This window comes from Kribbella endophytica (assembly GCF_054781295.1).
In genome coordinates this window covers 436,293-449,949 of sequence record NZ_BAAGUR010000004.1, presented here as the reverse complement: position 1 = coordinate 449,949, position 13,657 = coordinate 436,293, and the positions used below count along the sequence as shown (strand labels likewise).

General features: G+C 69.5%; 8 protein-coding genes. All 8 read left to right on the top strand.

Features of this window, described 5'->3' with window-relative positions; genetic code table 11:
• The first annotated feature begins 15 nt into the window (after positions 1-15).
• Genes ACYVIO_RS33915 through recD form a run of 8 tightly spaced genes read left to right on the top strand, consistent with a single transcriptional unit; the run spans position 16 to position 13,653 of the window.
• Positions 16-1,233, top strand: coding sequence for an extracellular solute-binding protein (locus tag ACYVIO_RS33915; RefSeq protein WP_460655034.1), 1,218 nt, complete (start codon positions 16-18; stop codon positions 1,231-1,233).
• Complete coding sequence (locus ACYVIO_RS33910; RefSeq protein ID WP_460655033.1) at positions 1,230-2,300, top strand: ABC transporter ATP-binding protein; 1,071 nt, start codon at positions 1,230-1,232, stop codon at positions 2,298-2,300. The genes ACYVIO_RS33915 and ACYVIO_RS33910 overlap by 4 nt, the downstream gene beginning before the upstream one ends.
• Complete coding sequence (locus ACYVIO_RS33905; protein ID WP_460655032.1) at positions 2,297-3,181, top strand: ABC transporter permease; 885 nt, start codon at positions 2,297-2,299, stop codon at positions 3,179-3,181. Before ACYVIO_RS33910 ends, ACYVIO_RS33905 begins: the two co-directional genes overlap by 4 nt.
• On the top strand, positions 3,181-4,032 hold the full coding sequence (locus ACYVIO_RS33900) for an ABC transporter permease (protein WP_460655031.1): 852 nt from the start codon (positions 3,181-3,183) through the stop codon (positions 4,030-4,032). The genes ACYVIO_RS33905 and ACYVIO_RS33900 overlap by 1 nt, the downstream gene beginning before the upstream one ends.
• Positions 4,029-5,255: a D-mannonate dehydratase ManD gene (manD, locus tag ACYVIO_RS33895; RefSeq protein WP_460655030.1), complete on the top strand. Its 1,227-nt coding sequence runs from the start codon at positions 4,029-4,031 to the stop codon at positions 5,253-5,255. The genes ACYVIO_RS33900 and manD overlap by 4 nt, the downstream gene beginning before the upstream one ends.
• 48 nt (positions 5,256-5,303) lie before the next feature.
• Positions 5,304-8,615: an exodeoxyribonuclease V subunit gamma gene (recC, locus tag ACYVIO_RS33890; RefSeq protein WP_460655029.1), complete on the top strand. Its 3,312-nt coding sequence runs from the start codon at positions 5,304-5,306 to the stop codon at positions 8,613-8,615.
• Positions 8,615-11,890 (top strand): UvrD-helicase domain-containing protein, encoded by a 3,276-nt coding sequence (locus ACYVIO_RS33885; RefSeq protein WP_460655028.1) that lies wholly within the window; start codon positions 8,615-8,617, stop codon positions 11,888-11,890. The genes recC and ACYVIO_RS33885 overlap by 1 nt, the downstream gene beginning before the upstream one ends.
• Positions 11,890-13,653: an exodeoxyribonuclease V subunit alpha gene (recD, locus tag ACYVIO_RS33880; RefSeq protein WP_460655027.1), complete on the top strand. Its 1,764-nt coding sequence runs from the start codon at positions 11,890-11,892 to the stop codon at positions 13,651-13,653. The genes ACYVIO_RS33885 and recD overlap by 1 nt, the downstream gene beginning before the upstream one ends.
• The last annotated feature ends 4 nt before the right edge of the window (positions 13,654-13,657 follow it).

The following is a 13,657-nucleotide window of genomic DNA, read 5'->3' as shown; positions in this document are numbered from 1 at the left end:
AAGGGACCCCCGCCCATGCCTCTCACCAGGCGCACCACGCTTCTCGCCTCGGGTGCCGCGCTCGCCGGCCTGCTGTTCGGCTGCGGCGCTCCGAGCGCACCGTCCGGTCAGTCGGGTGACAGCGGGGGAGACGCGCCCGACAAGCCGTCGAAGGCCGTCGTGCTGAACATCCTCGACGTGGCCGGCAACCTGCAGCTCACCCAGGGCATGATCGACGAGTTCGTCGAGAAGAACCCGGACGTCATCTCGAAAGTGACCTACCAGAAGGCCACCGCGCCGGATCTGGTCGGCAAGATCAAGGCCCAGCAAGGCGCTGGCCGGGTCGACATCGGCCTGGTGCTCACCGGGACCGACGGGCTGTCGGCCGGCGCGGAGCAGGGTTTGTGGCAGGACCTGTTGCCGAAGTACAAGGACCGGCTCAGCAACATGAGCACGTACCAGGAGCCTGCGGCCAAGATGCAGGCGTTGGCCGGCAACTCCGGGATCACCGTCACGTACTACCCGTCCGGGCCGCTGCTGGAGTACCTGCCGAGCAAGGTGCCCACGCCGCCGAAATCGGCCGACGAGCTGCTCGCCTACGCCAAGGCGAACCCGGGCAAGGTCGAGTACGCGCGGCCTGCCAACTCCGGCCCGGGCCGGACGTTCCTGATGGGCCTGCCGTACGTCCTCGGTGACAGCGACCCGAAGGATCCGATCAACGGCTGGGCCAAGACCTGGGCCTACCTGGCCGAGCTGAACAAGTACGTCAAGAACTACCCGACCGGCACCACCCAGACGATGAAGGACCTGGCCAACGGTACGGCGAACATCGTCGCTTCCACGACCGGCTGGGACATCAACCCGCGCGTTCTCGGCTCGGTCCCCGAAGACGCGAAGATCACCACGCTGAAGGGGTTCCACTGGGTCACCGACGCGCACTACGCCGTGGTCCCGAAGGGCGCGTCGGCCGACCAGCAGGCCGCCGTACTGCAATTGGTGCAGTTCATGCTGACCAAGGAGCAGCAGGCCAAGGCGTACGACGACGGCTACTTCTACCCCGGCCCGGCGGTCGAGGGCGTCGACATCTCGATGGCACCGCAGAAGAGCCAGGACGCGATCGCGAAGTTCGGCCGGCCGGAGTACGCCGCGCTGATCGAGAGCACGCCGAAGGAGGTCCCGCTGGAGAACAAGGCGATGGTCGCGGCGTTCGACAAGTGGGATCGTGAGATCGGTGGGGCGAAGGTCCAGAAATGACCCAGGACAAGGGATTCTCCGAGCTGCGCCTGGAGGGCGTCGGCCGGAGCTTCGGCGGCCACGCGGCCCTGAAAGGCCTCGACCTGACCGTGCGGGCGGGTGAGTTCATCGCGCTGCTTGGACCGTCCGGATGCGGCAAGTCGACCGCGCTGAACTGCCTGGCCGGGCTGCTCCCGCTGACGGCCGGAAGCATCTGGCAGGACGACCGGCGGATCGACACGCTGCCGCCCGAGCGTCGCGGCTTCGGCATGGTGTTCCAGAACTACGCGCTCTTCCCGCACATGACCGTGCGCGGCAACATCGCGTTCGGGTTGCAGATGCGGCGCCTGCCGAAGCCGGAGATCGCGAGCCGGACCGAGGCGGCGATCAAGTTGGTGCAGCTGGAGGAGCACGCCGGGAAGCTGCCCGGTCAGCTGTCGGGTGGTCAGCAGCAACGCGTCGCGATCGCGCGAGCCGTCGTACTCGAGCCTTCCGTCGTACTGATGGACGAACCGCTGAGCAACCTGGACGCGAAGCTGCGGCTGGAGATGCGGACCGAGATCCGTCGCCTGCACCAGTCGCTCGGGCTCACCACGGTGTACGTGACGCACGACCAGGAGGAGGCGCTGTCGATGGCCGACCGCCTGGTGGTGCTGCGCAGCGGCGAGGTCCAGCAGGTCGGTACGCCGGAGGAGCTGCACACCCGGCCGGTGAACTGGCACGTCGCCGACTTCATGGGCTTCCGGAACCTCTTCCAGCTGGCGGCCACTCAGGTCGACGCCTCGAAGGTGGTTGTCGAGGGCAAGGGAATGCGACTGGTCGGTACTGCGATGGGCGAGGTCTCGGCGGGCGACGACGTGGTGGTCGGCGTACGGCCTCAGGATCTGGTCGTGCAGCCGCCGGACGGATCGGCGGGCACGGGTCTGCAGGCGGTCGTGGAGGTCGTCGAGTACCAGGGTCGCGAAGTGGCCGTCGAGGCGCGGACCGACCAGGGGCAGCGGCTGCACCTGCTGACCGCGGAGCGGCTGGCGCCCGAGGACCGGATCGTCATCTCGGTGGATCCGGAGAAGGTTCTGGTGTTCCCATGAGCACCTCGCTGAGCGTTCGGCACCGGTTGGCCGAGAGGGGAGTGGACAGCGGGTTGCTGCTGCTCCTGCCGGCGCTGGTCTTCGTCATCGCGTTGTTCATCTACCCCTTCCTGTACGGGCTTGGACTGTCGTTCCAGCCGACGAAGGGCGGCGGCGCGTTCGGGGACTACCAGCGGTTCTTCTCCGACGCGTTCCAGCGCGACACGATCTGGAAGACGTTGCGGCTTGCCGTCCCGGCGGCGCTGTTCAACGTGCTCGCCTCGGTGCCGATCGCGTACCGGATGCGTGGGCGGTTCCGCGGCAAGCGGCTGATCACGACGCTGCTCGTCGTACCGATCACTCTGGGGACGGTGCTCACCGCGGAGGGCCTGCTGAACTTCGCCGGCCCGGCCGGCTGGCTCAACCGCGCGCTGCAGGGCATCGGTCTGATCGACCAGCCGTTGGGGCTGATCAACAACTACTGGGGTGTCTTCTTCTCGCTGGTGATCACCGGTTTCCCGTTCGCGTTCCTGCTGATCCTGTCCTACCTGTCCGGGATCGACCCGAGCCTGGAGCGCGCTGCCGCCACGCTCGGTGCGGACTGGCGAGCGCGCTTCCGGCGGATCACGCTGCCGCTGCTGGCGCCCGGGCTGGCGACGACGTTCTGCCTGACCTTCGTGCTGGCGTTCAGCGTGTTCCCGTCGGCGATCCTGGTCGGCGATCCGACCGGCTCGACGCGGGTGATCTCGATCGCGGCGTACCAGGCGGCCTACGAGCAGTACGACTACCCGTTCGCCTCGGCGATCGCGGTGATCATGGGCGTGGTCGAGTTGCTGGTCATCGCCGTCGTGCTGTGGTGGCGCAGCCGGTTCTACGTGGGCTCGACCGGAGGTAAAGGCTGATGACCACGACTTCCACGAAGAGACGCATCGTCGCGAGCCCGGCCGGCTGGCTCGTCTGGGGCGCGGTGGCGCTGTTCGGCGTGTTCCTGCTCGGGATCGTCGGGTCGGTGCTGGTGAACTCGTTCGGCACCCGCTGGTTCGGCAGTTGGCTCCCGCAGGGCTACACCACCCAGTGGTACAGCGAGGCCTGGCAGGACTTCGGTCTGTTCCAGGTCGTCGTGGTCACCCTCGAGGTCGCCGCCGCCGTGGTCGTGCTGTCGGTTCTGGTCGGCGTACCTGCGTCGTACGTGCTGGCCCGGCGGACCTTCCCCGGGAAGCGGATCGTGTTCCTGGCGTTCCTGCTGCCGATCATGATGCCGCCGATCACGTACGGCATCCCGCTGGCGACCGTGCTCTACAAGTTCGGTCTGGCCGGCCACCTGTCCGGCGTGATCCTGGCGAACCTCGTCCCGTGCGTGCCGTTCGTCATCCTCACCATGACGCCGTTCATCGAGCAGATCGACCCGGCGATCGAGCGGGCCGCCCGGATGTCCGGCGCCCGGACCCTGGCGGTCTTCACCCGGATCCTCGCGCCGCTGCTCGTGCCGGGCATCCTGGCCTCGTCGATCCTGGTGCTGGTCCGCACCGTGGGCATGTTCGAGCTGACCTTCCTGACGGCCGGGCCGGACTCGAGCACGCTGGTCGTGGCATTGTTCAACTCGATGAACGCGGCCGGGATCAGGGCGCAGCAGTCGGTGGACGCGATGGCTGTGATCTACATGACGGTGATGATGGTGCTGCTCGTGATCGCCTTGCGGTTCGTCAACCCGACCCAACTGGTTGCCCAGGTCAAGGAGGAACCCGAAGCGTGAACATCGCCACCGCCGACGTGATCGTGACGAGCCCGGACCGGAACTTCGTCACGCTCAAACTGACCACCGACGACGGACTGGTCGGCTGGGGTGACGCCACCTTGAACGGCCGCGAGCTGTCGGTGGCGTCGTACCTGACCGACCACGTCGTCCCGCTGCTGGTCGGCCGCGACGCCCACCGGATCGAGGACACCTGGCAGTTCCTGTACCGGTCGGCGTACTGGCGGCGCGGTCCGGTCACGATGGCCGCGATCGCGGCGGTCGACGTCGCGCTGTGGGACCTCAAGGCCAAGGCGGCCGGGATGCCGCTGTACCAGCTGCTCGGCGGCGCCTCGCGGAACGGGCTGATGGCGTACGGCCACGCGTCCGGGCGCGATCAGGAGGAGCTGTTCGACTCGATCCGGCAGCGCCTCGACCAGGGCTTCCGCTCGATCCGGGTGCAGACGTCGATCCCGGGCATCGACGCCGTGTACGGCGTACGAGCGCCGGTCGGCGAGGAGCCCGAGCAGCACTACGAGCCGGCCCAGCGGATCGCGCGGCCGATGGAGGAGGACTGGGACACCCGCGCGTACCTGCGGCACATCCCGACGGTCTTCGAGGCGGTCCGGAACGAGTTCGGGCCCGAGCTACCACTGCTCCACGACGTCCATCACCGGCTGACGCCGATCCAGGCCGCGCGGCTGGGCAAGGACCTGGAGCCGTACGACCTGTTCTGGATGGAGGACTGCACGCCGGCCGAGAACCAGGACGCCCTACGGCTGGTCCGGCAGCACACCACGACGCCGCTGGCGATCGGCGAGGTCTTCAACACGATCTGGGACTACCAGACGCTGATCAAGGACCAGCTGATCGACTACGTGCGGTCGGCGGTCACCCACACCGGCGGGATCACCGCGATGCGCAAGCTGCTCGACTACGCCGCGCAGTACCAGATCAAGTCCGGCATCCACGGCCCGACCGACATCTCACCCGTCGGGATGGCGGCCGGGCTGCACCTGGACCTGGCGATCCACAACTTCGGCATCCAGGAGTACATGCAGCACGGCGCGGCGACGAACGAGGTGTTCCGGCAGACCTTCACGTTCACCAACGGCTACCTGCACCCCGGCAACGAGCCCGGCCTCGGCGTCGAGTTGGACGAGGAAGCGGCGGCCAAGTACCCGTACCAGCCGGCCTATCTTCCGTACAACCGGCTGAAGGACGGAACGGTTCACGACTGGTAGTCCACACCTTCGCCAAAGCGCGCCGCGTCGCGTGGCATGCTTTCCACGGTGACCCTGTACCTGCACCGCGCCGAGCGGACCGACGTGCTCGCCGACGGTCTCGGCGACCTGCTCGCCGTACCGCTCGGTGACCCGTTCGCCGAGGAGCTCGTCGTCGTACCGGCGAAGGGGGTCGAGCGCTGGCTTTCGCAGCGGCTGTCCCACCGGTTGGGTGCTGGTCCGACCGGTCGGGACGGGGTGTGTGCTGGTGTCCGGTTCACGTCGCCGCGCTCGCTGGTGTCGACGGTGCTGGGGATCAGCGACGACGACCCGTGGGCCGCGGACGCGATGACGTGGCCGCTGCTCGCCGTACTGGATGACTCGCTCGACCAGCCCTGGTGCGAGCCGGTCGCGAGGCATCTCGGTCATTTCGACACCGGCGCGGAGGGCGAGCTGCGGCGTGGACGCCGGTACGCCGTCGCGTCGCGGCTCGCGCGCTTGTTCGCGGCGTACGCCGTCCAACGCCCGACGCTGCTCGCGGACTGGAGCGACGGGCGTGACACCGATGGTCTCGGTACGACGATCGACAGTGACCTGTCCTGGCAGCCCGAGCTCTGGCGCCGGCTGGTCACGCGCATCGACGCGCCGCCGCCCGCGGCTCGCCACGCGGAGACCGTCGCGAAACTCCGCGCGGAGCCGTCAGCCTTCGAGCTGCCGAGTCGCCTGTCGCTGTTCGGGCACACCCGCCTGCCGTCGACCGAGATCGAGCTGATCGCCGCGGTGGCCGAGAACCGCGACGTCCATGTCTGGCTGCCCAACCCGAGCGGCGCGCTCTGGGAGCGGTTGCAGGGTGCGACCGCAGGCGTCCGCGCCGAGGACACGAGCCACCAGCAGGCCGATCACCCGTTGCTGGCCACGCTCGGGCGCGACAGCCGTGAACTGGAGCTGGCCCTCGCGGCTGTTCCGACGGTCGACAGCCATGTCGGATCGCCGGCCGCGCCGGACACGCTGCTTGGGTGGCTGCAGCAGGATCTGCGCGGCAACACTGTCGCCGCTGAGGGACGCCGGCTCGCTCCGCACGACCGCAGCGTGCAGGTGCACGCCTGTCACGGCACCGCCCGGCAGGTCGACGTACTGCGGGAGGTCCTGCTCGGGATGCTCCAGGCCGACCCGACGCTGGAGCCGCGGGACATCCTCGTCATGTGCCCGGACATCGAGACCTACGCGCCGCTGATCAGCGCCCGTTTCGGTCTGGCCGACCTCGACCGGAACGGCCACCCGGCGCACAAGCTGCGCGTGCAACTGGCCGATCGGTCGCTGACCCAGACGAATCCGCTGCTGGCCGTTGCCTCCCAGTTGCTTGATCTCGCAGGCAGTCGAGCGACGGCCAGTCAGGTGCTCGACCTGGCCCAGTCAGAGCCCGTACGACGGCGCTTCCGCTTCACCGACGACGACCTCGACACCGTGACGGCGTGGGTGCGCGAGTCCGGCGTCCGGTGGGCGTTCGGCCGCGAGGATCGCGACCGCTACGGCTTGGCCGACTTCCCGCAGAACACCTGGCAGTTCGGTCTCGACCGGGTGCTCGCCGGAGTCACGATGTCGGCCGACGCGCACGCCTGGATCGACACCACGCTGCCGCTCGACGACGTCGGCAGCACCCGGATCGAGCTGGCCGGACGGTTCGCCGAGTATGTCGATCGGTTGCGTGCGGCAACGGATCTGCTCGACGGCACCCAGCCACTGACGGCCTGGCTCGACGCGTTGCGCGGCGGGATCGACCGGCTGACCTCGGTCAGCCACGACGACGGTTGGCAGATCGGTCAGGTCCAGCGTGAGTTCGCCCAGGTCGCCGCCGGCGCGGGGGAGCTCACGGGGATGGCGTTGCGGCTGGCCGACGTACGGTCGTTGCTGTCGGCGCACCTGGCCGGGCGGCCGACCCGTGCGAACTTCCGCAGCGGCACGTTGACCGTTTGCACGATGGTGCCGATGCGGTCGGTGCCGCACCGGGTGATCTGCCTGCTCGGTCTGGACGACGGGGTGTTCCCGCGGTTCGGCTTGTCCGACGGGGACGACGTACTGGCTCGGCGCCCGGTCACCGGCGAGCGCGATGTCCGCAGCGAGGACCGGCAACTGATGCTCGACGCGATCCTGGCGGCGACCGAGTCGCTGGTGATCACCTACACGGGCGCCAACGAGTACTCGGGTCAGCCGCGGCCGCCCGCCGTACCGCTGGGTGAGCTGGTCGATGCCCTCGACCGTACGACGGAGTCGCCCGTACGGGACACCGTCGTCGTGAAGCATCCGCTGCAGCCGTTCGACCGGAAGAACCTCGAACCCGGTCGGCTCGGTGCGCCGGGTCCGTTCACGTTCGACCCGACCGCGCTCGTCGCGGCGCGCGTCGGCGGTGGATCGCGGGCGCCGCGGCCGGCGTTCGTCTCCGAGCCGCTGACGCTGGCCCGCGGTGAGGATGTCGGGCTCGCGGAGCTGATCGCGTTCTTCAAGGATCCGGTGAAGGGCTTCTTCCGGGCGCTCGACGTGACGCTGCCGTGGGAGGTCGACGGCGTCTCGGACGCGATGCCGGTCGAGATCGACAACCTGGAGAAGTGGGGCGTCGGCGACCGGATGCTGCGCGACATGCTGGACGGGATCCACCCGGACTCCGCGCTGCAGGCCGAGTGGCGCCGCGGGACGCTGCCGCCGGGACGCCTCGGCTGGCGGACCGCGGCCGAGATCCGCGACATCGCCCGCAGCCTGGCGGTCGCTGCCCATCCGCATCGCCAAGGTGAGGCGAAGGCGTTCGACGTGGACATCGACCTCGGTGGTCGGAGGCTGACCGGGACGGTGCCGAGTGTCTACGGGCACCGCCTGGTCTCGGTGAGCTACTCGCGGCTCGACGCCAAGCAGTTGCTGACCTCCTGGATCCAGTTGCTGGCGCTGTCGGCCAACGACGAGGACCACAATTGGACGGGACTGGCGATCGGGCGGCCCAGCAACAGCCGCATGACCGGGTCGGGGACTCGGGGCTTCGGCCCGGTCGACGCGCAGGCGCGCACGTTCCTGAACGACCTGGTCGCCGTGTACGACGCCGGTCGCCAAGCGCCGCTGCCGTTGCCGTTGAAGACGTCGTTCGCCTGGTGCCAAGCCCGTCGTACCGACGACGATCCGATGGTCGCGGCCGGGCGGCGCTGGAAGCCGACGAACTACGACGGCGAGAACGCCGACCCCGCCCACGTCCGCGTCTGGGGCCCGAACATGCCGCTCAAGGTCCTGCTCGAACCGACGCGACCCGGCGAAGAGCGGCACGGCGAACCGACCCGGCTCGGTGCCTACGCCGCCCGCGTCTGGGAACCGATGCTCCGCTTCGAGCAGGGAGCCCGCTGATGGACTCCTTCGACCTCCTCGGCCCGCTGCCGAGTGGAACCACCGTGCTCGAAGCCAGCGCGGGCACCGGCAAGACCTACGCTCTCGCCGGGCTCGTCACCCGGTACGTCGCGGAAGGCGCGGCGCGGCTCGACGAGATGCTGCTGATCACCTTCGGCCGCGCGGCCAGCCAGGAACTGCGCGAACGGGTGCGTTCGCAGATCTCGGACGCCGAGCAGGCGCTCGCCGAACCCAAGGCGTGGCAGGACGATCCGGGGCTGCTGGGTCATCTCGCCCGCGGCAGCGAGGACGAGGTCGCCGTCCGCCACAGCCGGCTGCGCGACGCGTTGGCGAACTTCGACGCGGCCACGATCGCGACGACCCACCAGTTCTGCCAGCTCGTACTGCGGTCGCTCGGTGTCGCCGGTGACACCGACGCCGGGGTGACCTTGGTCGAGGACCTGACCGACCTGGTCACCGAGGTCGTCGACGACCTGTACCTCGCGCTGTTCGCGCGCTCGGCCGACAAGCCGCCGATCACCCGGGCGGTCGCGTTGGAGCTCGCGCTCAAGGTGGTCAACAATCCGCACACCCGGCTGGTGCCCGAGCAGGCCGACGAGTCGTCGCCCGCGGGCGTCCGGGTCGCGTTCGCGCACGCCGTACTGGCCGAGGTCGAGCGACGCAAGCGCCGGCTCGGCATCCTCGGGTACGACGACCTGCTGACCCGGCTCGCGACCGCGCTGGAGGAGCCGGCGGCACCGGCGCGGCAGCGGATGCAGCGGCGGTGGTCGGTGGTGATGGTCGACGAGTTCCAGGACACCGACCCGGTGCAGTGGAAGGTGATCGACCGGGCCTTCAACGGGTACAGCACGCTGGTCCTGATCGGCGATCCGAAGCAGGCCATCTACGCGTTCCGCGGCGGCGACATCGCGACGTACCTGACGGCGGCGGAGACCGCCGGTCAGCGCCGGACTCTTGGGACCAACTGGCGCAGCGACCAGCCGCTCGTGGACTGCCTGCAGGTTGTCCTCGGCGGAGCCCGGCTCGGGCACGAGGACATCGTTGTGCACGCCGTCGAGGCGCATCACCAGGGCTCGCGACTGGCCGGAGCGCCTTCCGACGCGCCGTTCCGGCTGCGGGTCGCGCAGCGCGAGCTGTTCGGCTCGCCACGCCGCAAGAGCGTGCCGATGGACGAGCTCCGCGACCACATCACCCGGGATCTCGCGGCCGACATCGGCCAGCTGCTCGCCGCCGGTGCGACGTACGACGGACAACCGGTGCGGGCGGGCGACATCGCGGTGATCGTCGAGGCGCACAAGGACGCGCGGGCCTGCCGGGAGGCGCTGGCCAAGGCGGGGATTCCCGCGGTGTACTCCGGTGACCTCGACATCTTCTCGTCGCAGGCTGCGCAGGACTGGCTCTGCCTGCTGGAGGCCTTCGACCAGCCGCATCGATCCGGGCTGGTCCGGGCCGCCGCGACCACGATGTTCTTCGGCGAGACCGCCGCCAGCCTGTACGCCGGTGGCGAGGACCTGACTGACCGGATCGGCCTGACGCTGCGTGCGTGGGCCGATCTCCTGCGGACTCGTGGCGTGGCCGCGGTGTTCGAGGCCGCTCAGCTGCGGGGGATGGCGGATCGCGTTCTCGGCTGGCGTGGTGGCGAGCGGGACATGACCGACCTCGCGCACCTGGCGGAGCTGCTGCACGAGACCGCGCACCGGGAGCGGTTCGGCCTGCCCGCGCTGCTCGACTGGCTGCGTCAGGAGTCGACCGGCAAGGGCCGTACGGCGGAGCGAACGCGCCGGCTCGACAGCGATGCGGCGGCGGTCCAGATCATGACGGTGTGGGTGAGCAAGGGGCTGCAGTACCCGATCGTCTACCTGCCGTTCGGGTTCAACCGGCACATCTTCGACGACGAGGACCTGCTGCTGTTCCACCAGGACGGCGTACGGAGTCTCGACATCGGTGGGCCGAACCGTCCCGGGTACGCGGCGAACGAGAAGCTCTGGCGGGCCGAGGTTGCCGGTGACGACATCCGGCTCACGTACGTCGCGCTGACCCGTGCGCAGTCGCAGGTGGTGGCCTGGTGGGCGCCGTCGTGGGACGAGATCAACGGGGGAGTGTCGCGACTGCTGCGCGGACGCAAGCAGGGCGAGCCGGTGGTGCCCGACCAGCTGGATCGGGCGTCGTCGGACGACGAGGTGCTGATCTGGTTGCGGCGCTGGCAGCAGGCCGGTGGTCCGGTGATCGAGGAGTCGGTGATCGGCGAACAGGTCGAGCCGCTGGATGCGCAGTTGCCTGGTGGGCTGGGGATTGCGACGTTCTCACGTGAGGTCGATCTGGCGTGGCGGCGTACGTCGTACTCGGGATTGATCCGGGCGGCCGAGCAGCAGTCCGGCGTCACGAGTGAACCGGAGGAGAGTCAGCTCGAGGACGAGGCGCTGGATGTGGTGCCGACCGTTTCCTCCGACGTTGAGGCGCTGCCGTCGCCGATGGACGGGCTGCCGGTCGGCGCCGAGTTCGGGTCGCTGGTGCACGGGGTGCTGGAGGACGCCGATCCTCTCGCGGCCGATCTGCACGCGGAGCTGACCGAGCGGATCCGGGAGCAGCTGCCGTTGTGGCGAGTGGACGTGGCGCCGGACGTGCTGGCGACGGCGATGTTGCCGATGCACACAACGCCGCTCGGTCCGCTCGTTCCTGGGCTGACGCTTGGTGAGCTCGGACGTAAGGATCGGCTGCGCGAGCTGGACTTCGAGATCCCGTTGGCCGGTGGCGACGACGCGGGCGTCGACGTACGGCTGGAGGAACTGGCGCCGCTGCTGCGCGCGCATCTGCCGGCGGACGATCCGTTGCTTCCGTACGCCGAAAGGCTGGAGCAGCCGTTGCTCGGTGGGCAGAGTCTGCGCGGGTACCTGACGGGGTCGATCGACGTCGTACTGCGGGCGCCTGGTGATCGGTTCGTGGTGGTCGACTACAAGACGAACCGCCTTGGGGACCAGGAGGTGCCGTCGACCTCCGCTGACTACACGCAGGACCAGCTGGGCGCGGCGATGCTGCACTCGGACTATCCGCTGCAGGCGATGCTCTACTCCGTTGTGCTGCACAGGTATCTGCGGTGGAGGCAGCCTGGGTACGAGCCTTCGAAGCATCTCGGCGGGGTGGTTTACCTGTATGTGCGTGGGATGTGTGGTGCGGAGACGCCCGTGGTGGACGGGCATCCGACCGGAGTGTTCAGCTGGCCGTTGCCTTCGGCACTGGTCGTCGCGCTGTCCGAACTGCTGGATGGGAGGGCTTGATGACGACGACTGTGGACGAGTTCGACTCGTCGCTGGCGCTCGGCGCGACCGGGCGGCTGCGGGAGTTCAACCAGGCCGGCGTGATCCTGGCCGCGGACGTGCACGTCGCGTCGCGGTTGACGTCGATGCTGGGCGAGACCGACGAGACGGTCGCGCTGGCGTGTGCGTTGGTGGCGCGCGCCGTACGGGCCGGGTCGATCTGTCTGGATCTGACCGAGGTGCGCGAGGAGGTCGGCGAGGAAGGCGCTTCGTTGGACTGGCCTGAGCTGGACGCCTGGCGGGCGGCGCTGGCGGCGAGTCCGTTGCTCGGGGCTCCTTTTCCGTTGCGGCTCGACGGGACGCTGTTGTACTTCGACCGCTACTGGCGCGAGGAGTCGCAGGTTGAGCAGGACCTCCGCAGTCGGACCGCGCGGCTGGCGCCGGCGATCGCCAATGAGACCGTACTGCGCGCAGGCCTCGATCGCTTGTTCCCTGGTGACTCGTACGTCGAACAGCGCGCCGCCGCGGAGACCGCGGCTCGGCAATGGACGACGGTGCTTACGGGTGGGCCGGGTACTGGTAAGACGACGACGGTCGCTGGACTGTTGGCGGTGCTGGCCGAGCAGGCGGAGATCGCGGGGGAGCGACGCCCGTGGATCGCGTTGACCGCACCGACGGGCAAGGCGGCGGCGCGTCTGGAGGAGGCCGTACGGCGGGAGATGTCCGACCGGCTCTCCCCGGAGGACACCGCACGGCTGGGTGACTTCCACGCTCGGACGTTGCACATGCTGCTCGGGCGTCGGCCCGATTCGTCGAGCCGGTTCCGGCACGACCGGACGAACCGGCTGCCGCACGACATCATCGTGGTCGACGAGACGTCGATGGTCTCGCTGACGATGATGGCGCGGCTGCTCGAAGCGGTGCGGCCCGGCGCGCGGCTGATCCTGGTCGGGGATCCCGATCAGCTCGCCTCGATCGAGGCCGGTGCGGTGCTCGCCGACCTGGTCGACGGATTGGTTGCCGGAGGCCACATCGAGGCGGCGGAGCTGCGGACGTCGCACCGGTTCGGCAGTGAGATCGGGGAGTTGGCGCTCGCCGTACGGGAGGATCGTGCGGACGACGTACTGAGTGTGTTGCGAGGCGGCGACGAGCGGGTGGTGTTCGTCGAGGAGGACGATCCGCGGGAGACGTTGCGGGCGGCGATGCTGCCCGACGTACTGGCGATCCGCGCGGCTGCGGAGGCGGGCGACGCCGACGCCGCGCTGGCCGCGGTCGACCGGCATCGGTTGCTGTGCGCGCACCGGGAAGGTCCGTGGGGTGTGCAGCAGTGGAACCGGACCGTCGAACGCTGGATCACCGAGGAGACCGAGGACCCGCTCTGGGACACCTGGTACGTCGGGCGCCCGGTGCTGGTGACGGCGAACGACTACGCGCTCGGCATCTACAACGGTGACGTCGGCGTGACGATCCGCCGTCCGGACGGCTCGCTGCGGGTGTGCATCGCGGGTGCTCGCGGACGCCGCGACTTCGCGCCCAGCCGGCTCGGCAACATCGAGACCCTGCACGCCATGACCATCCACAAGTCGCAGGGCAGCCAGGCCGCCGAGGTCACCGTCCTACTCCCGAACGAAGAGTCCCGGCTGCTGACCCGGGAGCTCTTCTACACGGCGATCACGCGGGCGGTCGATCGCGTGCGAGTGGTCGGCGGCGAGGACTCCGTGCGGTTGGCGCTCGGTCGCCGCGCCCTACGAGCCACGGGCCTCCGGCAACGACTGGGAAGCTGAGCCG

What these genes read in the sequence shown, in the direction of transcription:
- ACYVIO_RS33915 (WP_460655034.1), top strand. Translation starts at nt 16, where the DNA reads ATGCCTCTCACCAGGCGCACCACGCTTCTCGCCTCGGGTGCCGCGCTC.
- ACYVIO_RS33910 (WP_460655033.1), top strand. Translation starts at nt 1,230, where the DNA reads ATGACCCAGGACAAGGGATTCTCCGAGCTGCGCCTGGAGGGCGTCGGC.
- ACYVIO_RS33905 (WP_460655032.1), top strand. Translation starts at nt 2,297, where the DNA reads ATGAGCACCTCGCTGAGCGTTCGGCACCGGTTGGCCGAGAGGGGAGTG.
- ACYVIO_RS33900 (WP_460655031.1), top strand. Translation starts at nt 3,181, where the DNA reads ATGACCACGACTTCCACGAAGAGACGCATCGTCGCGAGCCCGGCCGGC.
- ACYVIO_RS33885 (WP_460655028.1), top strand. Translation starts at nt 8,615, where the DNA reads ATGGACTCCTTCGACCTCCTCGGCCCGCTGCCGAGTGGAACCACCGTG.
- recD (WP_460655027.1), top strand. Translation starts at nt 11,890, where the DNA reads ATGACGACGACTGTGGACGAGTTCGACTCGTCGCTGGCGCTCGGCGCG.